Below are 24,493 nucleotides of genomic sequence, written 5' to 3'. Positions count from 1 at the left end.
AGAGTTGGTGATATTTACTGGGTATCGATGCGCAATCTTGACCGATAAGGCCGCATCCGTTCAACGTCGGGCCGGCTTAGACGTAGACCCACAGCCATTTATCTTTCAAAACCGAGAACAACACTCCGTAAATCGCCACGAAATACACCACCAGATACACGACTTCCCAAACCCAGGGCCTGAGCATCCGTTGCCAACGCGAGTGCACATAAACGGAAAATTTCGCAAAAATCGCCGACACCAAAACCACCAGCAAGACCATCATGACCAGCTGGCTGGACGCGGCCTGCATTTTCGCGCTGAACAGAAAATACACAAACGTCAACAAAACGAATGCATATAGAAAGTACAGCACCAGATATTCGCGTTTATCCTGAACCAGTTTGTAGAAAGCGAACGCTAGCCCGTAAGCCGCGATCGCCAACACCAGAAAAGGAAGCACATCCATCCACTCAACGAACATACCACTCCCCATTTAATGAGCTCACATGAGTGCCTAAATTTAAGCCCACTCGAGTTTTACTATACCAAGCCTCAGCTTTAAAATACAAACAAAACGTATTTTTATTTACAATCATAATTAAACCAAACGGTCGTTCATTGAATGGCACATCCCGATAGAAATTGCTAGGATGTACCGATACCGAAAACACTCTGACCAACGACCCGGTCACTTACCCAAGGAGGCCTGATGACCCTGTTTGACCATTTCCTGTCTCTGGCTCTGGAGTCCGCTCCCTGGCTGGTGCTCGGGTTGATTCTCGGCGGACTGATGAAAGTCCTGCTGCCAACCGACTTCCTCAACAAACATTTAAAACGTGATTCATTGGGCAGCGTGACCAAAGCGACCCTACTGGGCGCCCCACTACCCTTATGTTCCTGCGGCGTCGTGCCGGCCGCCGTCGGATTACGGCAAGCCGGTGCCTCCAAACCGGCTACCGTTTCCTTTTTGATTTCCACGCCGGAAACCGGCGTGGATTCCATCAGCGTCACCTATGCTCTGATGGGACCGGTCATGGCCGTCACGCGGGCCATCAGCGCGCTCGGTTCCGCTTTCTTCACGGGCTTACTGGTCTTGTTGTTCGATCGTTCATCCCGCGCCGAGAGTTCGGCCGCGACCTCTCCGGTTTCTGACCAATGCGAAGCCACATCCAGCTGTTGCAGTAACGGCCGTAACGAGAAACCCGCAACCTCGAGCTGCTGTGGTTCAACACCTCAACCTTCGTCCTCCGGCTGGCTGACATCCGCGACGCAAGGACTGCGTTATGCCTTTAACGACATGCTGGCCGACATCATCGGTTGGCTGACACTCGGGCTGGTATTTGCCGCTGCGGTGCAGACCTATCTGCCGCCGGATTTTCTCACCCAATGGGGTTCCGGGCTACTGGCCATGATCATCATGCTGCTCATCGGCATCCCCATGTACGTTTGCGCCACCGCATCCACCCCAATAGCGGTGGGGCTGATTCTGGCCGGCATCTCCCCCGGCGTAGCACTGGTGTTCCTGCTGTCCGGCCCGGCCACCAATATTGGCACACTGGGCATCATCGCCAAACTGCTCGGCCACCGCACCATGTGGCTTTACCTGTCCGGCACGGTTTTTTCAGCCTTGGCCGCCGGCCTGTTATTCGATGCGTTCCTGAATTACTGGGACTGGAATCTCACCGCGACCATGCAGGCTCACCACGACACTGTGCCGTTCTGGCTACAAGTGGCGTGTTTGACCATTTTGGTGTTGGCGGCACTGAATATCTACCGTCGTAAATGGCGTACGGCCAAACAGACCCCTGAACACGAATAAAACACTGAAACAAAAAAGCCCTTCCGAAGAAGGGCTGTTTTTTAGGCATATTTCCAAATATGACCAGGCCTGGTCATGCTTCCTCTGAAATTTCGACTAGGTCGTTAAAAGCGTGCCAACTGGCGTAACCGAGTAAAGGCATGATGACCACCATTCCGATGCCCATGGTCACAATACCCAATGTTGCCAGAATCCCGAGCGTTAAGGCCCAAGCCGCCATAACGCCTTTATTTTGCATGGTCACTCTATAGCTCATAATCATGGCTGGCACCACCGCGACACGCTCATCTCGCAACATAAGGGGCATCGTAACAACACTGACCATAAACACGACGGCTAAGACTGCCGCTCCCAATAGGAAAAAAGCGGCTAAAAACATAACTCCGGCTTCAGAGGTTAAAAATCCAAGCATTCCTTGATTGGTATTAACAATGAGCAATTGTTCTGAACGAACACCACCGGCGATAACAATCGCCATCATTAACCAAAAACTTAAAATGCCCCCTAGTGTCAAAGCAAATAAAGCAATATTGGAAGCATTGGAACGCCACGCAAAAATGGACTGAATTAAGTTTGGAGACAACCCTTTCTCTAAGCGATAGGCCAGATAGTACAACCCCATAGCCAAAAACGGCATAATGAAAATAAATGTTGCTCCGGCAATCAGCATTAGAGGGGGAGTTCCTCTAAAGGCGGCCATTGTCAACATAATTGTTAAAGCACTGACCAGGCCGTAAAATAAAGACCCCAACGGCGCATGAGCCATGTCAGCCCACCCTTTTTGTAACCAATCACCAATTTGATCAAAATGAACGTCTTTGGAAATAAGGGTTTCACCGGACGGCATACACTCATCATGACGATAAGTATGCGTGGTTATTACATGTGGCATAACTCCCTCCTTGTCCTTAGACATGATTTGGGCACCCATTGCCTAGGCTGTCGACGTCAAGCCGAGCAAAACGGCCCTTTGACTCAAAACGCGCCAAGCGCGCTGAAGAACTCGAATGTACCGAGCACATTCAAATACTTGACTCCAGTTTAAGGTTATTAAATCGATTTTCAAATGAATATTTGTTAGTGTTTTCACTTAATCAATAGACAAATCGTAATATAATCAACCACTAATATTAATAGCACATGGTTTTGGCAACGAATTTGCTTAACCCTTTTCAGGATCAATTACGACACGGATAATCAATTATGTTTTTGTGGAACACTAAAAAACCCAGCATCCTACGGCGGATGTTTACAGCCTTTATCGCTTTTGGCGTTTTTATGGGGATTTCCTTCCCGGTTTTTGCCCATTTGTTCGTTGAATGGAAACCGGGCATGCTAGGCTGGTTCGTCTTATCCTGCATTTTGGCGGGCATCAGTATCGGTCTGTTCAACTACTGGCTCCTAAACATCATGCTGCTGAAACGTTTGAAGCGTATCGGGGAAGTGGCGAATGCCATCAGTAATAACGACGTGTCGCACAAATGCAGTCTGGTCAGCCACGACTTTATCGGGGATATGGCCAATAGTTTTAACCTCATGTCCGGCAACCTGCGCAGCATGATCAGCCGCATTGCCGAAGTGTCCACCAAGCTGAACCAATCGGCCGAACAGATGGTGCACGTCACCCACGAAACTCAAAACAGCGTCAACCAACAGCAACAAGGCACCGAAATGGTAGTCTCCGCCATTGACAACATGACCAGCACCGTCACCGAAATGACCAACAACAGCTTTGCCGCTTCGGAAGCGGCCGAAAAAGCCAACAGTGCCACTCAGGACGGTTCCAAAGTGGTGTTGGATACGGTCGCAGCGATTCAATCGCTGGCCAATGAAGTCGAACAGACGGCCCACGCCATCCAAAACCTGAAAGAAGACAGTGAAAACATTGCCACCGTACTGGACGTCATTAAAGACATTGCCGAACAGACCAACCTATTGGCCTTGAATGCCGCCATTGAAGCGGCCCGGGCCGGTGAGAACGGACGCGGATTTGCCGTGGTGGCGGACGAAGTACGGACCCTCGCCAGCAAAACGCAGGAGTCCGCTAAAAAAATCGAAACCATGATCGCCAACTTGCAAAACGCCGCACAACAAGCGGTGGACATCATGAACCAAGGCCGTGAGCAAGCCAATAACAGTGTTACCAAAGCCCATGAAGCCGGACACTCTTTGGAATACATTGCCTCCGCGGTGAAAACCATCACCGACATGAATATCCAGATTGCAAATTCAGCGGAAACCCAGCGCAATCAAACCGATGTGGTCAACGACAGCGTCAACCAGATTCGCGAAACCGCCGGCACGGTGGCACAAGGCGCGGCCAAAACCGACCAGGCCAGCAAAGAAGTGGATCTTTTTGCCACCCAGTTATCCGAGCTGATCGGTCAATTCAAAACTCGTTAACGCATTCGGCAAACGCGGCGTTCGAAAACGAGCCGTGTTCGCCGCTCCAGTTGATTCTATCAGGCCTTCTCTGATTGACCGTTTGGCTCGGCGCGTTCCGCCAAGGCGGCGTCCAGTTCATGGGTTTTCGCCAGCGGCGAGCCGGTACGGCGGGCAATCAAGCCATAGGCCACCGGCACCACGAATAGGCTTAACAGCGTTGAAAATGCCACCCCCCACAACAGAACATACCCCAGAATCTGACGGGTTTCCGACCCGGCGCCTTCCGATAAAATCAACGGAACGGTTCCGGCACAGGTGGTGAACGCCGTCATCAAAATCGGCCGCAGACGCAATTGGGTGGCGGAAACAATTGCCGCATAGAACGACATCCCCCTATCCCGCAGCTGATTGGCAAATTCCACAATCAGGATACCGTTTTTGGTCGCCAGCCCCAGCAGCAATACCAAGGCGATTTGGCTGTAGATATTCAAACTCATGCCATAGAACAGCAAAGCGAAAATCCCTCCGGCAAACGCCAGCGGCACCGTCAGCATGATGACAAACGGTTGAACAAAACTCTCGAACTGCGCCGCCAGCACCAGAAAGACCACCACCAAACCGAAAATAAACACGAAATACAACGAGCTGGACGACTTCTGGAAATCACGCGACTGGCCTTTGTATTCGATGGTGGCATGCGCCGGCAAGGTCTCCCGAACCAGATCGTTCAAATACGCCAAGCCATCGCCCAATGAATAGCCGTCCACCAAATTGGCCGAGAGGGTAATCGAGCGCACCCGGTTATAACGGTTCAAACTCGAGGCCGTGGCGTCTTCCGTCAACGATACGAGGTTTGACAACGGAATCATTTGCGAACCGTCGTCCGAACTCAGGTAAATCTGATTCAGGTCCTGCGGGGATTGGAACCATTTCGGGTCGGCTTTCAACAGAATGTCGTATTCTTCGCCGTTATATTCAAAGGTGGTGGCTTTTTTCGAACCCAACAAAATCTGCAAGGCTTCGGAAATTTCTTCATGCGAAATTCCCAGCGCGCGGGCTTTGGCGTAATCCACTTTCAAGCGCAATTGCGGTTTGGTCGGCTGATAGTCCCAATCCAAACCGGTCAAGCCCGGATTGGTTTGCTCGATGGCTTCGTCCATCAAGCCTTTCCATTTTTCCAGTTCCTCATAACTGGAGCCACCGATGACGAACTGAATCGGCTTCTGGATGCGACCGCCGATACTGGAACGCATCACCGGAATCGCTTTGACGCCGGACAAATCCGACAAATCCTTGCGCACCGCCTGCATGATGTCAAAACCGTTCCGTCGCTTGGCCCAGTCCTCCAACACTACGATCACAAAACCGGAATTGAACACTTCACTGTTGCTGAAAGAACGCGGTGCGCGCACAATCAAACGCTTGGCTTCGCCGTTTTCCACCAACGGCATCAATCGGCTTTCGATTTCCGTCATGTAACTTTGCATGTAATCGAAGGTAGCCCCTTCCGGCCCTTTCACCATCACGAAAAAGACCCCACGATCCTCTTTCGGCACATATTCTTGCGGTACCTTCTGGGCATAATAAATCAGGGACGCCAACACAGTGAAAAAGGCCACCCACACCCATATCGGATGACGCAGGTTCTTAATCAGAAATTTCTTGAAGAAATGGTGATTCGACCAACGGGCACGGGCCGCACCAGGCCTGGTGGTTTTTGCGGTTTTGGTCGACTTGAGGATATTGGACGCCAAGGCCGGCGACAGCGTCAGCGCCACCCAGCTGGAAAACAGCACCGCCACCGCCAAAGTGATGGCGAACTCGGAAAAGAGTCGGCCGATATTGCCTTCCAAAAACCCGATCGGCAAAAACACCGCCACCAGCACGATGGTGGTGGCAATGACCGCAAACCCGACCTGCCGCGTTCCTAAATAAGCGGCGGCAATCGGTCGATAACCCATATCCAAATGCCGCTGGGTGTTTTCCAGCACCACGATGGCGTCGTCCACCACCAAACCGATCGCCAGCACCAACGCCAACAAGGTCAACAGGTTAACGGAAAAGCCCAACATCCACAGCACCCAGAAGGTCGCAATCAACGACACCGGCAAAGTCACGGCGGGCACCAGTGCCGCACGCACGTTTTTCAGGAAGACCAACATCACCAAGACCACCAGTCCAAGTGAGATGAATAAGGTTTTATACACCTCGTTCACCGCCTCCTGAACAAACACCGACGCATCGTAACTGTCTTTCAACTCCAAGCCTTCCGGCAAGGATTCGTTCACCAGCGTTTTGCGTTCCCGCGCCAACTGCGCCACACTCAAGGTATTGGCGTTCGATTGTTTGATAATGCCGATACCGACCATCGGCATGCCATTACCTTTGAAGAAACGACGCCGCTCAATGGCGCCCATATAGACGTTGGCCACATCCTGTAAGGTAATCTGTCCGATTTGCGAACTCTGTTTAATGATCAGGTCTTTGAAATGCTCGACGGTTTGCAACGGTTTATCGGCCAGCAAGGTCAGCATAATGTGTTGTCCCTGCACTGAGCCGACCGGCAATTCCACATTCGAGGCGCGAATCTGTGCCTCGATTTCCGACGCGGTCACGCCGTATTCGGCCATCTTTTTCGGATCCAACCAAATCCTTAACGCAAAAGACTGCCCGCCGCCGATACGTACCCGTGCCACGCCGTCCAGCACCGAAAAGCGGTCCACAATGTAACGTTCGGCAAAGTCGGTCAGTTCGGGGATGGTCATACTGTCGCTGGCAAGGTTGAACCACATGATCGGGCTTTCATCCCCATCCACCTTCTCCACTTCCGGCGGATCGGCTTGCACCGGCAGGTCATCGGCAATGCGGGACACCCGGTCGCGAATGTCGTTGGCGGCGGCATCGATGTCGCGATTAATGCTGAATTCCACGGTGATTTTGGAACGGCCATCGGTCGATTCGGACGACATGTATTCGATACCGGAAATCCCGGCGATACGGTCTTCGATGCGTTTGGTGATACGACTTTCCACCACTTGGGCGGACGCCCCGAGATAGGTGGTGTCGATGGTCACCACCGGCGGATCGACATTCGGATATTCCCGCAAGCTCATGCGATCAAACGACATCATCCCGACCGCTAACAGCAGCAACGAGACCACTGTGGCCAGTACAGGCCGTTTAATAGACGTGTCCGACAACCACATTAGCGGTCACCCGCTGGCGTCGAGACATCCACAGCCGACTGGGACGAGGACTTTTTCAATAACTCCGGTTGCGGTTGTCCTTGCTGCATCGCCTTAATGCTCACTGGCCGGTTCAAGGAAATGCCCATCAACCCTTGGCTCACCACCCAGTCGCCGGTTTCCAGACCACTGACCACTTGGGTCATGCGATTACGGCGCTCACCGGTTTCGATTTCCACCCGCTCCAACTGATAGACATCCGGTTTTTGGCCCGGCACCATGCGATAGACGAACTGACGATCGCCCAACATCAAAATCGCCGTGTTCGGCACCATCAGTTGTTCTTGCGTCGGCAGTTCAATAAACGCCTGCACCATCATCTGGCTTTTCAGTTCGCCCTTAGGGTTATCGACCATGGCTCTCGCCTTGACCATTCGAATGGTTTCGTCCACCCGCGGCGCAATCACCTCCAGCTGTCCACTGAAACGTCGTCCCGGGTAGGACGTCGATTCGATTTCCACGGTTTGCCCCAGTTTCAAGTCTCGCAGATAACGGCTCGGCAGCAGCAAATCCAGACGCATCTGGCGCGTGTCATCCAACGACACGATTTTCGTGCCCGGTTGCACCAAGGCACCGACACTGATATTGCGCAACCCGACCTGCCCGGCAAACGGCGCATAAATACGGCGGTCGGCAATCTGCGCCTGAATCACTTTCCGTTTGGCTTCGGCGGTTTTCCACTGGCGGTAACGCTCGTCAATCAAGGAGCGGGTCACGGTGCCGCGCCCTTCGATTTCTTTCACCCGGTCATACTGGCGCTTGGCTTCTTCCGCCGCCTCTTTGGCTTCTTCCAACAGCGCGAATTCCTCTTCGGCATTCAGCTCCACCAGCAACTGACTTTTGCGGACAAACTCGCCGTCCTTGAAATGCAGGGCTTTGACCCGTTCGGTGACATTCGCGGCAATATCAACCGACTCTATCGACTCCAGTCGCCCCAACACCTGTAAATGCACCGGGATGGCAATGGGCTTGACTTCATAGGCGATGACCGGAACCGGTGGCTTTTTCGCTTTTTGCACGGGGGCGTCACTCGCCCACACCGCCGAAGCGGACAGACAGGTGGCCAGGAATAACAGAGCTGTTCGACGCATGTATTTCGCCTTTATCAAAAACTGCGGTTATAAAATTCAGATTATATTATGCCGGGAAGGAGCGAATGATTATGAAAATAAAATGCAATTACAATGCTTTTTCAAGGATTCGAGGATCGTTACAGCTGATCCCAATAAGCGTTGTTACCAAAACGCGCCACCAGAAAATCAATCAGCACCCGTGCTTTTTGCGACAGGAAACGATTTTGCGGATAGACCGCATAGGCCGCGACCGGCGGAATTTCATAGTCGGTCATAATCGGCACCAGTTCACCTTTCGCCAAAGCTTTCCAGGCAATGAAGGTCGGTTGCAACACAATGCCGTGGCCGGATTTGGCCATGTTCAGCAGAAAGTGGCCGTTATTGGAAAACATCTTTGCGTCCAGATTCAGGTGATGTTCCTGTCCGTCCGGGTCGACCAATAACCAGCTCATGGCGGTTTTCGAACCGTAGCGCAACACTTGATGCTGCTTCAGGTCTTGGACGGTTTCCGGGGTACCGTGCTGTTGGAGATAATCGGGGCTGGCGCAGAGCACAAACCGAATCGGGGTGATTTTGCGCGCTTGGCTGGTCGAATCCTTCAGGTCGGTGATGCGAAAAGCCACATCGAACCCCTCTTCCACCAAATCCACTTCACGGTCGGAAAAATCGATCTGCATCGTCAGCTTCGGGTGTTGACTGGCGAACTCATCCAATAACGGCGACAAATGCTCCAAACCGAAAGACAACGGCAAGGCCAATCGCAGACTGCCTTCCAGGTTATTTTTCTGTTCCCGCGTCACCTGGTTCATTTCCGTCACCGCGTCCATGACATTCAAAGCACGCTGATAATACAATTGACCGGCGTCCGTCAGACTGGATTTACGCGTGGTGCGATGAATCAACTTGGTTTCCAGACGCGCTTCCAGGTCCGCCAGGCGACGGCTTACGGCCGACTTCGCCAGATTAAGCTGGTCCGCCGCTTTACCGATACCGCCGGATTCCACCACCCGGATGAACACCTGAATATCTTCCAATTGTCCCATTTTCATCAATTCCTTAAGGGGATTTTTCGAAATTGTTCGCATTATCAGAACACTGTTTTTGCATTCTGGCGGTTTTTCCAAACGAAATCAAGCGGTAATCTATGCCCAATGGTTCCGTGCCGCACGGAAAGCGTCACACACATATTTTGGAGAAGCTTATGTCACAGACCAAAGAAGTTACCTTAATCACCCGAGGCATGCCCGCTTCGGACGGCGCAGGCGTCCGCCTGACGCGTTTGATCGGCAACCCGCAACTGAAAGACCTCGACCCGTTTCTCATGCTGGATGCGTTCGAATCGGACAACCCGGACGATTACATTGCCGGTTTTCCACCGCACCCGCACCGCGGGTTCGAAACCGTGACCTATTTATTGCACGGACGGATGCGCCACCGCGACAACCAGGGCAACGAAGGCGTGGTTGAGCCGGGCGGCATTCAATGGATGACCGCCGGACGCGGCGTCATCCACTCGGAAATGCCGGAACAGGAAAACGGACTGTTGCAAGGCTTCCAACTCTGGGTCAACTTGCCGTCCCACGCCAAAATGACCGAACCGGGCTATCAGGATTTCAGCCCCGAAGACGTACCGGTGGAAACCTGGGAAAACGGCACGGAAATCCGCGTCGTCACCGGCACCACCGAACGCGGTACCGTCGGGCCGGTCAAAAACGATTACGTCACGCCGACCTATCTGGATGTCAGTCTCACGGCGGACACGGAATTTGTTCAGGCACTGGAAAGCGGCAGTCACAGCTTCATTTACCTGATCGAAGGCCGGGTCTATATCGGCGACAAAGAGGCGGCGGTCAGCCAGGGTCAATTGGCCGTGCTGTCGAACGGCGACCGGGTGCAACTGCGTGCAAACGACAAACCCGCGCGGTTTTTGCTGATTTCCGCCCAACCGTTGGAAGAACCGATTGCCCGCGGCGGGCCTTTTGTGATGAATACCCAAGCGGAACTGCAAGAGGCGTTCGACGACTTTCGCAACAACCGTTTTTAAAATAGGGACAAAATCCACATTGGTTTCACAATCTCAACCAAGGCGATAAATCGCCAGGCCTGGCGGTTTATCGCCTTTAGAACTCCGTTTTCACGGCCGGACATGACTGGACTTTTGTCCCCGAAATCACTAGGCTGGCAAGACACAGTTTTAACAAAGAAGACAACAACGGTTACGGAGCACGCCATGAAAACGATTTTCCATCTTCCCCAACGCTTGATGCAATTCCTGTTTGTGACGGCGGCCAGCGTCGCTTTGGCCTTCAGTCCGGTTTCCCAGGCCGCGGACGACGGTGCCAAGGTGGTTTACCATGTCGACTTCAAAGACCCGACACGTTATTCCGCTACCCTGACCTCCATCAACAACATCATCAACTATTACGAATCCGAATTGATGGAGCCGGAAATTCATTTGGTGTTTGTCGGTTACGGTCTGCGCTTCACCACCGACGACGATTTGAAAGGCACGCCTTATGAAGCCGGCAAGCCGCTGAAAGAACGCCGCGCCGAACTGAAAGGACGCCTGCAATCCTTAATGGACGTCCGTAACGTCAAGGTGCATTTGTGTGATAAAACCCGCGGCGAAGTCGGCCTCGACCCGTCAAAAGTGTATTCGGGCATTGAATTGACGCCGTCCGGCGTTGCGAAAATCGCCATCCTGCAAAGTGAAGGATTTGCCTATTTGAAAATCCAATAGTTTCCTCCAGCAACGGAGTGAGGCATCGTAATTCAAACCTCCGTTGCTTTTTTCTTTCCCGTTCTACCCTTACATTTCCCCGGCTTTTTCCATTCGAGAATTGCGCCTTTTACCGCCTTTGGGGTAGAATAGCCCGAATTTGCTTATAAATGAACCAACTAGGAACCAACTAGCGCCCTTCTTCAACGCTGACCGGGCCGGTTGTTTTTTGATTTTCTCCAAGAACCCATGAGTTCGACATGACAGACTTACCGGCTTCAAGCTCCCTGCCCGCCACACTGGTGCGCTTTATTCAACGACAAAACCAACTGCAACAAACCATCGGACATGCCTTTGCCTGGCTGGCGCTGACATTGGTGCTCCTGTCCGCTTTCGTGGTGTTGTACCGTTATGGCTTCAACAGCGGCTCCATCGCCCTGCAAGAAACCATTCTTTATAACCACGCCATCTTTTTCATGATGGGCATGGCTTACACCTTGCAGCAAGGCGGTCACGTGCGGGTGGATGTGTTCTACACCCGTATGAGCGAAACCCGCCAGGCCTGGGTGAATTTGATTGGCAGCCTGATATTGGCGTTGCCATCCATGGTCTTTATTTTCTGGGTCAGTTGGGATTACGTCACTGGGAGCTGGGCCATTTTGGAAGGTTCCTCCGAAGCCGGTGGCCTGCCATTCCTGTACGTTCTGAAAAGTTTCATTTTAATCATGGCCTCCTTGATGGCGTCACAGATTCTCGCCAATGCCGTTGAAGCGTACTTAAAGCTGTTCCAACACCAGCAACCAGCGGTCATCGACTGGTTTCAGCACCGTGAGCCGGAACACGAGGAGAAACTGTAATGGAATTCCTCGCACTGCTGTTATTCGCTCTGATTTTCATCGCCCTGATGATGGGCTTTCCGGTGGCCTTGACGCTTTCCGGCGTCTCGTTGATTTTCGCTTTGGTCGCCGTCCAGTTCGGCTGGTTTGACCTGGCCTTTTTGCAAAGCATCCCCAACCGCATTTTCGGCATCATGACCAACCCGACGCTGACGGCGGTGCCGTTGTTCGTGTTCATGGGCATTATGCTGGAAAAATCCAAACTGGCTGAACAACTGCTCGGCACCATGGACGAAGTCATGCGCGGTTTCCGCGGCGGACTGGGGCTGTCGGTCATCCTGGTCGGCGCGCTTTTGGCGGCCAGCACCGGCATCGTCGGTGCCACCGTCGTCACCATGGGCTTACTGGCCTTGCCGACCATGCTCAAACAGGGTTATTGCCCGAAACTCGCCACCGGCACCATCTGCGCCGCTGGCACGTTGGGGCAGATTATTCCGCCGTCCATCATTTTGATTCTGTTGGGAGACGTTTTGTCCTCGGCTTATCAACAGGCGCAACTGGAACAAGGCATCTTCTCGCCGGAAACCCTATCGGTCGGCGATCTGTTTGTGGGCGCGCTTTTCCCGGGCATGCTGTTGGTGGTGCTGTACATGGCGTATGTGTTCGCCATGGCGGTGTTCCGCCCGCACACGGTACCGGCCGATGCGAATGCCACGATTCCACCAGGCCTGGGCAAACGCGTCATTACCAGTTTGATTCCGCCGCTGGCGCTGATTGTGTTGGTACTGGGCTCGATTCTCGGCGGCTTTTCCACCCCGACCGAAGCCGCTTCTCTCGGTGCCTTGGGCGCGATGCTGCTGGCCGCCGCCAAAAAACGTTTGAACCTGCAACGCCTGCAAGAAGTCATGCGTGGCACCCTGCAGGTATCCAGCATGATTTTCCTGATTTTCATCGGCGCAGCCTTCTTCTCACTGACTTTCCGAGGACTGGGCGGCGATGATTTGATGCACGACTTCCTCACCAACCTGCCGGGCGGCGTCTTCACCGCCGTGCTGATGGTGATGGTGCTAATGTTCATTATCGGTTTCTTCCTCGATTTCATCGAAATCACTTACATCATCGTGCCGGTGGTGGCGCCGATTCTGTTCATGATGGGGGTCGACCCGATCTGGCTGGGCATTATGATCGCCATCAACCTGCAAACCGCCTTCCTGACCCCGCCGTTCGGGTTCGCACTCTTTTATTTGCGGGGCGTCACCCCGCCGTCGGTGGCGACCGTCGACATCTATAAAGGGGTGTTGCCATACATTCTGATTCAGCTCTCGGTGCTGGTGATGCTGGCGGTTTGGCCGGAGTTGGCCACTTGGTTGCCAAGCATGATTTATCAAGACTAAAAAAAGATTCTTGGCTTGGGTCAAAATACGCTATGATTAATGATATTGAGACCCAATCACATTTGTTGCACATTTATGGGAATGACAGTCGAATCGAATGCAGGCCGCTGAACTCGAAGAAAGGCATTTAAAAGCCTTAAAACTTTCTCACCAGCAGACACTCGAAATCATCAATCGTTTCGAGCAGGGGGTTATTCTCTTCACCGCCGACGCCAATCCGATTCTCTTCAACCAAACCTTCCTGCATTATTACCCGCAACTGGAGTCGTCCGAAGACTTCTTTAAAGACGTCGCACTCTTCACCCAGAAGCACCACGGCCACCGGTTCGAGTTGAAAGATTGGTTGAAACAACTGCACCAGAACATCGAATCCCCCCACCAGCAGGTCTGGTTGAAAAGCCCGCAATCCAAGGTATCGATTCCGGTTCGCTTGCAAGCCTATTGGATTGACCTCCACACCACGCCGCACATACTGTTGATTGTCTCCGACCAAACATTACACACCCAAGTCACGGCACAACGCAAACTGATGGAGGCCAGCTACGCGGGTCAATTTGTCACCAATGCGCAAGGCTATATCCAGCATCCGAACCAGGCCTTCTCCGGCTACACCGGATTGACGCAAGCCGAACTGAGCCGCATGACCTACATCGACTGGTTGCGCCAACAGGTGTCGTTCAAAGTGCCGTTCGAGAAAGTCATTTCCGCGCTGTTGAAAGAACATTTCTGGACCGGCGAAGTGCAAGTACACGCCTCCGAAGAAAATGTTTTCTTCGCTGTGCTCAGCCTGTCGATGATTCTCGATGCGGAGCAGAACATCGAACATTTCGTCGGTCTGTTGCAAGACACTACTGACATCCGCGCGGCGCAAACCGAAATCCAGCAGTTGGCCTATTTCGACAAACTGACCGGCTTGCCGAACCAGACTTTACTGCACGACCGCATTGAACGCCTGCTGCAACAAACCGATTCGGAAACGCCCTACCATGCGCTGTACCTTATCAGCCTCGACGGTTTCAAATCCATCAACGACACTTTCGGTCATGACACCGGCGACGAACTGCTTCAACAGGTGGCCAACAAACTCAAACAGACGTTACCGGAACAGGCCACACTGGCCCGTATGGGTGGCGGCAACTTCTCGGTGCTCTACCCGAGCCAAATGCAGGACGAAGACCTGTCGAAGCAGGACATCGCCCGTTATTCCGAAACCCTGCTGGATTTGATCGACGACCGCTACAAACTGGAAGACAGCTCGGTGCACACCTCCGCCAGTATCGGCATCTGCCCTTTTGCATTGAACGATACAGTCCATTACGACAGCGACCAGTTAACCCGCTACACCAATATGGCGATGTACGAAGCCAAAAAACTGGGCGGCAACCAGGCGTATTTGTTTGAAGACACCTTAATGCAGCGCGCCAAGCGTCGCTTGGAACTGATTGAAGCGCTCAACCACTCGGAGCTGGACGACGAATTCCAGATGTATTTCCAACCGCAGGTGAACCGCGAAGGACGCGTCGTCTCGGCGGAAACCCTGTTGCGCTGGTTCCATCCCACCCTCGGTTTCGTCTCACCGGCCAAATTCATTCCGGTGGCGGAAGAAGGCCGACAAATCATCAAAATCGGTCTTTGGGTGTTGCACAAAGCCTTCTTGCAGGCCCGCGCCTGGAACGCCAAATACTGCGACATCCGCATCGCCATCAACGTCAGCCCGGTGCAGTTTCACGAGCAAAGCTTTATCGAGATGATCATCGGTCTCATCAAATTCACTCAGGTCAATCCACACAACATCACGCTGGAATTGACCGAAGGCGTGCTCATCAAAAACGCCAAACTCGCCCTCCAGAAAATCCAACACTTGGTCAGCCTCGGCTTTGAAGTCTCGATTGACGACTTCGGCACCGGCTACTCATCCTTGAGTTACTTGCAGAAACTGCCATTGCATGAATTGAAAATCGACAAAAGCTTCATTTCCGACGTACCCGGCAATGTCGACGACGAAGCGATTATCACCTCCATCATTCAACTGGCCGCCAGCAAACAACTCAAGATCGTCGCCGAAGGCGTCGAAACCCAAGCCCAGGCCGACTACCTGAACGCCCTCTATCCCGACATTCTGCAACAAGGGTATCTCTACGGCAAACCGCTACCGGCCGACGAATTCGAAGACGTCTTCGTCAAACCGCAAGCCAATAACAGAACCGCTTAAAACCAAACAGCCAGACCGAACTTCACCGAATTGTCACCAGGCCTGGTGATTTTTGAGATTTCACCGCGTCTTTCGCACACAACCCAAATAAAAACAGATATTTATTTCCAATTAAGGTAGAATGCCCGCTTCTTAGGAATCTTAAATGCAAAAACGCCAGATTCCGATACTTTGATATGCCTGCCTGATCGTTATTCATTTTGAGATGTCCGACACAACCACATCTCATCTACTGGGGATTCGCAACTGAGATTGCAAACAGGGTGGCATTGATTCCGACTTTGCCCGAGAACAAACACAAAGTCGCCACCATGAAAAAGGAAACCTCATGAATACCGAGATCAAATTTGCCGATCTAGGGCTCTCTGCGCCCATTTTAAAAATCCTGACCGAAATCGGTTACGAAACGCCGTCCCCGATTCAGGCCCAAGCCATTCCGGTACTGCTGAAAGGCGGCGACATTCTGGGCATGGCCCAAACCGGAACGGGGAAAACCGCCGCTTTCGCGTTGCCGATTCTGTCGAATATCGACTTGAAACAAAAGTCACCGCAAGTGCTGGTGCTGGCCCCAACGCGTGAACTCGCCATCCAGGTGGCCGAAGCCTTCCAGACCTTCTCGCGCGGCATCAAAGGCCTGCACGTTCTGCCGATTTACGGTGGCTCGGAATACGGCACACAGATCCGTGCCCTGAAACGCGGCGTACACGTTGTGGTGGGCACGCCGGGCCGTGTTATGGATCACATCAAAAAAGGCACCCTGAAGCTGGATGAATTAAGCGCTATGGTGTTGGACGAAGCCGACGAAATGCTACGCATGGGCTTTATCGACGACGTCGAATGGATTTTGAAACACACGCCGGATTCGCGTCAAATCGCACTGTTTTCCGCCACCATGCCGAAAGAAGTGCATCGCATTGCCAACACTTACTTAAAAGACCCGACCGAAGTCATCATCAAGCAAAAAAGCTCGACGGCGTCCACCATCGACCAGAAATACTGGCTGGTGAGCGGCCTGCATAAGCTGGATGCTTTAACCCGTATTCTGGAAGCCGAAGAATTCGACGGCATCATTATCTTCGTGCGCACCAAAACCGCCACAGTCGAGCTGGCTGAAAAATTGGAAGCCCGTGGCTATGCCGCCGCGGCCTTGAACGGCGACATCGCCCAGAACCAGCGGGAGCGCATTGTCGACCAATTGAAATCCGGCAAGCTGGATATCCTGATTGCCACCGACGTCGTGGCGCGTGGTTTGGACGTCGAGCGTATCAGCCACGTCATCAACTACGACATTCCTTACGACAACGAATCCTACGTGCACCGTATCGGCCGTACCGGTCGTGCCGGTCGTAGCGGCACCGCCATTTTGTTTGTGGCCCCGCGTGAACGTCGTCTGTTGCGCTCCATCGAAGCGTCCACCAAAAAGAAAATCCCGCAAATGGAACTGCCGACCGCGCAGGAAATCAACGACTCCCGCATCATCCGTTTCAAAGACAAAATCGTCGACGCGGCTCAGTCCAACGATTTGGATTTCTATCAGAAAATGGTCGAAAGCATCGAAAGCGAACAGAACATTCCGGCCATCGAGATTGCGGCAGGCCTGGCAAAATTGTTGCAAGGCGACGTGCCTTTCTTTCTGGACGAAAAACCGATTAAGAAAGCCGAGTTTTCCGACCGTGGCGGCGATCGCAATCGCCGCGAAAAAAGTGACCGCTCTCCACGTGGACGCCGCCAGACGCCACCAAACGAAGGCATGGAACGTTTCCGCATTGAAGTGGGTCGTCAACACGGCGTCAAACCGGGCAATATCATCGGCTGTATCGCCAATGAAGCCGGTTTGGACGGTGAATTCATCCAAAAACTGAACATCGAAGATGATTACAGCTTAGTGGACTTGCCATCACAGATGCCAAAAGATATTTTCAACGAATTGAAAAAAGCTTGGGTGTGCGGGCAACAATTAAAAATTGCACGCATCAAAGACGTTGCCCACAGCGCCAAGCGTCGTCTTAAACCCCGTAAAAAACACTAACCCTTTATTTTAAAAGGGCTTTTCAATCCTTCATTCCCAAACAACGGGCACCGCTCTCTCAGGTGCCCGCTTCCCTCTTATACGCATATTAACTAAATTGTTGATTTTGAATTATTTTCATTAATATTAATCATAAGTATTTGTCTATGCAGATTCATAAAAGATTCTTTGTTGTTGCCCTGAAACCATAGTAAACCTAAGGAGAAATGTGAAAAAAAGAGGAACAACGGCCATGTTCAAAACCATCCGCGCCAAACTGCTTGGCAGCTTCATTCTACTGACCGTTCTGGTCATCGGGATGTCGATTTTCAGTATCGTCCAAATCAATAAATCCGCCGACGGCTTCAAGGACTACCGCGAAATGGCCATCGATGCCATCGTCGCCAATGATGTACAAGCCAACATGCTGATGGTACGCTTGAACGTACTGGATTACATGGCGCGTCCGGCCGATGACAAGGCCAAACGTTTCCAAGAATATTACGACCGGACCGAACAGGTCATCCAGCAAGCACAAACCCAAATGCAAAACCCGACCCGGGCCAAGCTGGTTGATCAGATTGAAAGCGGTCTCAACCAATACTACAAAGGGTTTTCGGAAATCCAGGCACTGGTCGCCCAACGTAATGAGATTGTCTTTAATAACCTCAATTCCAACGGCCCTAAAATGGAACAGCTTCTCACCAGCGTGCAACGCAGTGCACGGGAAGACGGTGACCCGGAAGCTGCGTTTACCGCCGCAGAAGGCTTGAGAACCTTACTTCTGGCACGCATCTACACCGTGAAATTCATTGAAGCCAACCTCAAAGAAGACATGGACCGCGTTCTGTCGGAATTCGCGAACTTGAACCGAGACATGCACGCGTTGCAACAAAGCATTCAAAACCCAGTGCGCGTCGATCAATTAAACCAATTGTTCACTTTGACCGAAACCTATACCAATGGGGTCAAAGCATTGAACCAAACCATCACCTCGCGCAATGAAATCTACGACACCCAGCTGGCGGTCATCGGGCCACAAATTGCCGCCTGGAGTGACGACATTAAATCCTCCATCCGTAAAGAGCAGGAACGCATCGGACCGATGGTACAAGCCTTGAATGAAAACATCATCAGCACCTTGATTGTGATTTCCATTATCATCGCCGTGTTGTCGACACTGGTCGCGATTTTCATTCCGCGCACCATTGCCAACGGTTTGAACAGCATTCAACAAAACCTGGCCAAAGTCAGCGACACCGGTGACTTCTCGATTCGTGCCAATGAAAGCCGCCAGGATGAAATCGGTGCCATGGGGCACTCGGTCAACCAATTGCTGGCCAATATGCAAGGCGCCATCAACGAAGCCAATAAAGTGGTCACCGCCATCGCGAAAGGCCAGTTCAACCAACGCGTGGAAATGGACTTGAACGGTGACCTGAACACCTTGAAAGAAGGCATCAACAATTCCGCCGACTCGGTCGATGAAACCATGCGTGAACTGGGTCAAGTGATGCAGTCCATGAACGACGGTAACTTCGACGTCTCCATGAACGTCCAAGTCGAAGGCGACTTCTTGAGAATGGTCAATAACGTCAGCGCGACCATGGACGCCTTGAACCAAACCATCAGCGGCATCATCTCGGTGATGGACGCCATGCAACAAGGTCAGTTCGAACACCGAGTCAATGTCGAAGCCAAAGGGGATTTGTTGCGCCTGAAAAACGGCATCAACGTCTCGATGGAAGCCTTGGAAAACGCCATCCAGGACGTGACCCGAGTGGTGGTTTCCCAATCCGAGGGCGACCTGACCCACAACATCACCGCCGATTACCACGGTGAGCTGAAAACCCTGAAAGACGCGGTCAACACCTCCGCGGCCAAACTGACCGAAGTGGTCTCGCAAGCGGTCAACGCCACCAACGTGGTCAGCACGGCCTCTTCCGAAGTCTCGCAAGGCTCCATGGATTTGAGTCAGCGCGTACAGGAACAGGCGGCCGCGCTGGAAGAAACGTCTTCCACCATGGAAGAAATGAACTCGGCCGTTCAGAACAACACCGAACACGCCAAGCAGGCGACGGACGTCGCGCATCAAGTGCAACAGAAATCGACCGAAGGCTCGCAGGTCATGCAGGAAACCATTCAGGCCATGAACGCCATTCAGGAATCCAGCCACAAGATTTCGGAAATCGTGACCTTGATTGACGGCATTGCCTTCCAAACCAACCTGTTGGCCTTGAACGCCGCAGTGGAAGCCGCACGTGCCGGTGAACACGGCCGCGGGTTCGCGGTGGTGGCCGGAGAAGTCCGTGCCTTGGCGCAAAAATCCGCCGACGCCGCCAAAGACATCACCAACCTCATCAACGAGAGCGTCACCCGCATCGACCAAGGCACCAAACTGGCGTCCGAATCCGGTGAAATGCTGACCACCATCAACCAGTCGGTGGATGAAGTGGCGAAAATGATTGAGCAGATTGCGCAAGCATCGGTTCAACAGATGGAAGGCATCGAGCAAGTGCACCGTGCCATCAGCCAGATTGACGAAGTCACCCAGCAAAATGCCGCTCTGGTGGAAGAAACCTCCGCCGCCGCAGAAAGCATGAGTGAACAATCGGATATCCTGGCCAGAGACATGTCGTTCTTCAAAACCGGCAGAGCAGCTCAAATTGCCGCGCCGAAAGCGTCCGGTTCAAAGGCGGCCTTACCGGCCCCGAAAAAAGCCGACGCCAAACCGGCCGACAAGCCGAAAGCGGCTCAGCCGGAACCGATTCGCAGTCCGAATAAACCGGCGGCACCATCACAAGACGACGAATGGGGCGAGTTCTAAAAGTCTCCTCTTTCCTTCGTTCCATAAAAAAGGCCGACAAATGTCGGCCTTTTTTATGTCTGACTTTATCCTTTCGGAATCATCACTCCAGATACAAGTAATAAGACCCTGGACGCAGTTCCGTCAACGGACTCAGCAAATTGGTTCGAATCAGATTCATTTCCGGTGCCACACGTCCATTCGCCATATTCGGTGAATAGGCATTGGCGTTGACATTCGCATCAAAACGATACGTCACCAAATCGCAGCGCTTGGCACCCGCCATTTGACAGGCTTGTTTCGAAGCGCCCGACAGATAGCCGACCGAATCCACCAAACCGGCTTGTACCGCATCTTTGCCCAAATAGACTTTGGCGGTTTTGATGCTTGCCATTTGCTGGTCGGTCAAGCCGCGTTCCGTTTTCACCAAACCGTAAAAGCGATTCGCCATTTCATCAATCAAACCTTGCAGGTAGGTATTCTCTTCCGGCGTCATGCGACGGAACGGCGAGCCGGTGTCTTTGTTCGGGCCGGTTTTATAGGTTTTCACTTCCACCCCGATCTTATCCGACAAACCGACGACGTTCGGCAAAATGGTGATGACCCCGACCGAGCCGGTCAAGGTGGTGGGATGCACTTGAATATGGTCCGCCGCCAACGACAGGTAATAGGCCCCGGAAGCGCCCACGTCCATCATCTGCACATACAACGCCTTGCCGGTACGTTTTTTGAAGGACTTCAATTCGTGATAGAAAATATCGCTGGTCGTCACGCCGCCGCCCGGCGAGTTGACCTTCAGCAGCACCGCTTTGATGTCGTCGTCTTTTTCGGCACGACGCAACTGCATCATCACCTTATCGAGCAGCCCCGGCGAGCTGTCCAAAAACCCTTTGGACGGCTCATTGGAAATGGCGCCTTCCACCGGAATCATCAACACCTTGCCGTCCGACCCATCGACTTTTGCCACAACTTGTTCTTTCAGCGGCTCGTCGTAACTCGGGCCCAACTTAATCGTGGCGCAACCTGACAACAGGCTCGCCCCCAACAATACCATTACACTTTTCTTGAACATGGTTTTTTCTCCTGTATAACGTTTCTCAGTGTACCGTTTTTCCGACCGCTGTAAAACGATATAAAAAAGCCCGACTCTGAATCAGGGCCGGGCAGGTGCTTGGAGAGCTTTTCTGAGGAAATCGTTATTGTTTTAAATCGGCGACATGATCACCTTATTGAAAACTGTACGTATCGTAAGCACGGCCATAAACGCGCCGTTTATCAGCACAGGCATCCCACGACCAACACAGCATTTTGTTGTCATACACTTCTTGATACAGCACTTTGGACGCGGCTTCGGTCCGTTTTTCTTTCACCAGCTTGGTCACGGCCTTTTCACTGCCGTCGAACGACCAAGTGTCTTCCGCCTTCGCATTGTGCATGCCCAAAACAAACAAGGAAACCAGCATCACTTTGAACAAGTGTTTCATCTTTCACCTCCTGTCTTGATTCAATAAAAATATTTAATAGCAACATTATTGTTACTAATAACCAAGTTTACGGATAATGCTCTCCGATGCCAACCGAAAATAATGAAAATAACGTAAGATTCAGGGTTTCTTAAAGATTGGTCGAACGGCAAAAGATGACGCGATCGCGCCGAAGGCAATTGTGAAAACGGCCTGGCCTGGCCGTTTTCGACACAAAAAATTACAGGTTACGCGCGTTCAGGAACGCCAATTCCGAGACATTGGTCCACTTGGACACCTGCTCTTTAAAGGCTTTTTGCGACGCCCAGACTTTGGTGGACAGCGCATCTTCCGCGGCGGCTTCTTCAATGACTTCGGCCGAGAGTTTTTTCAATTCCTTCAAGACCGAATCCGGGAAGTAGCGCAGTTCCACATTGTGCTTCTCAACCAATGTCTGCAACGCCTGCTGGTTGCGCGCCATGTATTCCGACAACATTTCCAGGTTCGCCACTTTCATCGCATTACGCACAATGCTCTGCAAATCCGCCGGCAATGCATTGAAGGCTTCTTCGTTAATCATACATTCCATGGTGGTGCCCGGCTCGTGCCAGCCCGGTGTGTAATAGTATTTCGCCGCACGGTAAATGCCGAACGCCAAATCGTTATAAGGCCCGACCCATTCCGTGGCATCCAAAGCACCGGACTCCATCGACGGGAAAATATCTCCGCCCGGCAAGGACACCGGCACACCACCGGCTTTTTTCAGCACTTCGCCACCCAAGCCCGGCATACGCATTTTCAGGCCTTTCAAATCGGCCACGGAATTGATTTCCTTATTGAACCAACCACCCATCTGGGTGCCGGAGTTCCCCGCCGGATTCGGAATCAAACCGAACGGTTTATAGGCTTCTTCCCACAGTTTCAAACCGTCACCATAATACAGCCAGGCGTTCATTTCATCCGGCGTCAAACCGAACGGCACCGACGAGAAAAACACCGATGCCGGAACCTTGCCTTTCCAGTAATAGGCACCGGCGTGCCCCAGTTGCGCATTGCCGCGAGACACCGCATCGAACACTTCAAAAGCACCGACCATTTCACCCGCACCGAAGACCTTGACGTGAATGCGACCGCCGGACATCTCATTAATCAGTTCCGCCACACGGTTCGCGCCGGTCCCCAGGCCTGGGAAGTTTTTCGGCCAGGTGGTGACCATCTTCCATTCCACGGTTTCCATCGGTTGCACCGCCGCCGTTTTCGGTTCGTCTTTCTGTCCACAGGCGGTCATGGCCGTGGTTGCTGTCGCACCGGCAATCGCGCCGATAAAATCACGTCTTTTCATTGAATCTGTGCTTCCTTGTTAATGCTTTGACAATCAATTTAATTGCCCCATATTTTGCCATTTTTTCAAGATGTTATCTTGTCTAATTTTAGATTCACCGCCGCAAATGCCTTTCCGAAAAGCGCCCAAAACACGGTCTTGTCGGAAAAACCGACCGTGAAGAAGCACTCCTTTGATAAAATACCTCGCCAACGAAACCACCCGATTTCCAAACATCAAAGGAGCTGCCATGACATTGGATGCCTTAACCGCCGAACTGAATCAACAACCCGTCGATTTCAACACGGTGATGCAAACCATCGACACCCATTACGACTTCACCCCGACCCGTTTTCAAAACGGCGAGCAAATCAATCAAGCCGACACCAACAACGGCTCCTGCAAGATTTTCGCCTTCGCTAAATTAAACGGTCTGAGCGAGCAAGCCACGCTGAACGCCTTCGGTGATTTTTATACTCAGGATGTTCTGAAAAACCCGGACGGGCAAGACCACGGCAATATCCGCAACTTTATGAAAACCGGTTGGTCTGGCGTGCAATTCGATGCCATGCCGCTGACGGCGAAATAAAACAATCGTTTCAGAAAGGTCGCCCGACCGGGCGGCTCGAAAAGAAGGGGAAAGACCGTTTCGAGATTTCAGGAAGAAGAAATGGCGGTCCACTTGTTGCAGTCATCGTCCAGCTCGCACAATTTGCTCTCGTAAACGGCTTCCAGCTTTTCCTGCTCTTGCGGCAAGATGCTGAGAATCCGTAAGCCGTAAATGTACTCGCCGTTGAGTTCTTTCAACTCCACGACCTGCAATTGACAGAAATAAATGGTCAGCCCGTCGATTTGGATGTGACAGTCTTTCAACTTCTGCCGACGGTTGAAATGAAACGCCTTGGCCCCCTGATTCGGGCAATGCACACCCAAGCCTTCGCGACTGAGACTGCGCCCTTTCAGGACTTCCTCGCCATTGTGAAAACTGAATGGCGTCGAAATGGCCGTCGAAATGATTTCGTCTTCTTCTGCTGTGACACCGTAAAACATGCGCAACCTTTTGATTATTTTATAAACGTTTCATACCGAAGCAAACTTCAATAATAATCAATTTCACTTATCGTTCAAGCCCCAGAGGCGTAATTTCCGTTAAAATTGAAATATCTCAATCCTTCCGGTGAATACCCCTACAAAGACTAAATGAATACAAAATCGATAAAAGCCCTTGAA

Annotated in this window: 20 protein-coding genes; 10 read left to right on the top strand and 10 right to left on the bottom strand. The window is 52.2% G+C overall.

Annotation, left to right across the window (positions count from 1 at the left end):
* Positions 1-76: 76 nt before the first annotated feature.
* Complete coding sequence (locus AYJ59_RS02060; protein WP_127119182.1) at positions 77-463, bottom strand: hypothetical protein; 387 nt, start codon at positions 461-463, stop codon at positions 77-79.
* 228 nt (positions 464-691) lie between these two features.
* On the opposite strand from AYJ59_RS02060, the gene AYJ59_RS02055 reads away from it, so the two are divergent.
* On the top strand, positions 692-1,801 hold the full coding sequence (locus tag AYJ59_RS02055) for an SO_0444 family Cu/Zn efflux transporter (RefSeq protein ID WP_127119181.1): 1,110 nt from the start codon (positions 692-694) through the stop codon (positions 1,799-1,801).
* 73 nt (positions 1,802-1,874) lie between these two features.
* On the opposite strand, the gene AYJ59_RS02050 is transcribed toward AYJ59_RS02055, so the two are convergent.
* A complete protein-coding gene (locus tag AYJ59_RS02050; protein ID WP_127119180.1) occupies positions 1,875-2,693 on the bottom strand; it encodes a DUF2189 domain-containing protein in 819 nt (272 codons plus the stop codon).
* Positions 2,694-3,079: 386 nt separating this feature from the next.
* Here AYJ59_RS02050 and AYJ59_RS02045 point away from each other — a divergent pair, with 386 nt between their 5' ends.
* Entirely contained in the window at positions 3,080-4,204 is a 1,125-nt protein-coding gene (locus AYJ59_RS02045; RefSeq protein WP_237260360.1) for a methyl-accepting chemotaxis protein, read from the top strand.
* Between the two features lie 59 nt (positions 4,205-4,263).
* Here the strand turns inward: AYJ59_RS02045 and AYJ59_RS02040 are convergent, their stop codons facing one another.
* From AYJ59_RS02040 to AYJ59_RS02030, 3 genes are all read right to left on the bottom strand, one after another.
* Positions 4,264-7,392, bottom strand: coding sequence for an efflux RND transporter permease subunit (locus tag AYJ59_RS02040; RefSeq protein WP_127119178.1), 3,129 nt, complete (start codon positions 7,390-7,392; stop codon positions 4,264-4,266).
* The gene (locus AYJ59_RS02035; RefSeq protein ID WP_127119177.1) at positions 7,392-8,522 is read right to left on the bottom strand and encodes an efflux RND transporter periplasmic adaptor subunit; all 1,131 of its coding nucleotides are present in this window, start codon (positions 8,520-8,522) and stop codon (positions 7,392-7,394) included. Before AYJ59_RS02035 ends, AYJ59_RS02040 begins: the two co-directional genes overlap by 1 nt.
* A 119-nt stretch (positions 8,523-8,641) precedes the next feature.
* A complete protein-coding gene (locus tag AYJ59_RS02030; RefSeq protein WP_029938976.1) occupies positions 8,642-9,547 on the bottom strand; it encodes a LysR family transcriptional regulator in 906 nt (301 codons plus the stop codon).
* Positions 9,548-9,705: 158 nt separating this feature from the next.
* On the opposite strand from AYJ59_RS02030, the gene AYJ59_RS02025 reads away from it, so the two are divergent.
* The 7 genes from AYJ59_RS02025 (at position 9,706) to AYJ59_RS01995 (ending at position 20,500) form a co-directional block, all read left to right on the top strand.
* The gene (locus AYJ59_RS02025; RefSeq protein ID WP_127119176.1) at positions 9,706-10,548 is read left to right on the top strand and encodes a pirin family protein; all 843 of its coding nucleotides are present in this window, start codon (positions 9,706-9,708) and stop codon (positions 10,546-10,548) included.
* A gap of 186 nt (positions 10,549-10,734) precedes the next feature.
* Positions 10,735-11,244, top strand: coding sequence for a DsrE family protein (locus AYJ59_RS02020; protein WP_237260359.1), 510 nt, complete (start codon positions 10,735-10,737; stop codon positions 11,242-11,244).
* 239 nt (positions 11,245-11,483) lie between these two features.
* Positions 11,484-12,080: a TRAP transporter small permease subunit gene (locus AYJ59_RS02015; protein WP_127119175.1), complete on the top strand. Its 597-nt coding sequence runs from the start codon at positions 11,484-11,486 to the stop codon at positions 12,078-12,080.
* Positions 12,080-13,453 (top strand): TRAP transporter large permease, encoded by a 1,374-nt coding sequence (locus AYJ59_RS02010; protein WP_029938981.1) that lies wholly within the window; start codon positions 12,080-12,082, stop codon positions 13,451-13,453. Before AYJ59_RS02015 ends, AYJ59_RS02010 begins: the two co-directional genes overlap by 1 nt.
* A gap of 97 nt (positions 13,454-13,550) precedes the next feature.
* Positions 13,551-15,665: a putative bifunctional diguanylate cyclase/phosphodiesterase gene (locus AYJ59_RS02005; protein ID WP_127119174.1), complete on the top strand. Its 2,115-nt coding sequence runs from the start codon at positions 13,551-13,553 to the stop codon at positions 15,663-15,665.
* 328 nt (positions 15,666-15,993) lie between these two features.
* On the top strand, positions 15,994-17,694 hold the full coding sequence (locus tag AYJ59_RS02000) for a DEAD/DEAH box helicase (protein WP_127119173.1): 1,701 nt from the start codon (positions 15,994-15,996) through the stop codon (positions 17,692-17,694).
* A gap of 232 nt (positions 17,695-17,926) precedes the next feature.
* Positions 17,927-20,500 (top strand): methyl-accepting chemotaxis protein, encoded by a 2,574-nt coding sequence (locus AYJ59_RS01995; RefSeq protein WP_051673444.1) that lies wholly within the window; start codon positions 17,927-17,929, stop codon positions 20,498-20,500.
* Between the two features lie 82 nt (positions 20,501-20,582).
* On the opposite strand, the gene sppA is transcribed toward AYJ59_RS01995, so the two are convergent.
* From sppA to AYJ59_RS01975, 4 genes are all read right to left on the bottom strand, one after another.
* The gene (gene sppA, locus AYJ59_RS01990) at positions 20,583-21,551 is read right to left on the bottom strand and encodes a signal peptide peptidase SppA (RefSeq protein WP_029938985.1); all 969 of its coding nucleotides are present in this window, start codon (positions 21,549-21,551) and stop codon (positions 20,583-20,585) included.
* Positions 21,552-21,705: 154 nt separating this feature from the next.
* Positions 21,706-21,963: a hypothetical protein gene (locus tag AYJ59_RS01985; RefSeq protein WP_029938986.1), complete on the bottom strand. Its 258-nt coding sequence runs from the start codon at positions 21,961-21,963 to the stop codon at positions 21,706-21,708.
* A gap of 220 nt (positions 21,964-22,183) precedes the next feature.
* Positions 22,184-23,284 (bottom strand): TRAP transporter substrate-binding protein, encoded by a 1,101-nt coding sequence (locus AYJ59_RS01980; protein WP_029938987.1) that lies wholly within the window; start codon positions 23,282-23,284, stop codon positions 22,184-22,186.
* 33 nt (positions 23,285-23,317) lie between these two features.
* On the bottom strand, positions 23,318-23,515 hold the full coding sequence (locus AYJ59_RS01975) for a hypothetical protein (RefSeq protein ID WP_029938988.1): 198 nt from the start codon (positions 23,513-23,515) through the stop codon (positions 23,318-23,320).
* On the opposite strand from AYJ59_RS01975, the gene AYJ59_RS01970 reads away from it, so the two are divergent.
* Positions 23,514-23,852, top strand: a complete 339-nt coding sequence (locus AYJ59_RS01970) for a HopJ type III effector protein (RefSeq protein WP_127119172.1) — start codon at positions 23,514-23,516, stop codon at positions 23,850-23,852. The two genes, AYJ59_RS01975 and AYJ59_RS01970, sit on opposite strands and share 2 nt — an antisense overlap.
* A gap of 68 nt (positions 23,853-23,920) precedes the next feature.
* Here AYJ59_RS01970 and AYJ59_RS01965 read toward each other — a convergent pair whose 3' ends face one another.
* Positions 23,921-24,313 carry a hypothetical protein gene (locus AYJ59_RS01965; RefSeq protein WP_127119171.1) on the bottom strand — a complete coding sequence of 131 codons (393 nt, stop codon included), beginning with the start codon at positions 24,311-24,313 and terminating at the stop codon, positions 23,921-23,923.
* Between the last annotated feature and the right edge of the window lie 180 nt (positions 24,314-24,493).

The sequence above is a fragment of the Thiomicrospira sp. S5 genome, assembly GCF_003991075.1.
GTDB lineage: Bacteria > Pseudomonadota > Gammaproteobacteria > Thiomicrospirales > Thiomicrospiraceae > Hydrogenovibrio > Hydrogenovibrio thermophilus.
The sequence above is the reverse complement of the archived record's forward strand: the minus strand, read 5'-3'. Positions and strand labels throughout refer to the sequence as shown.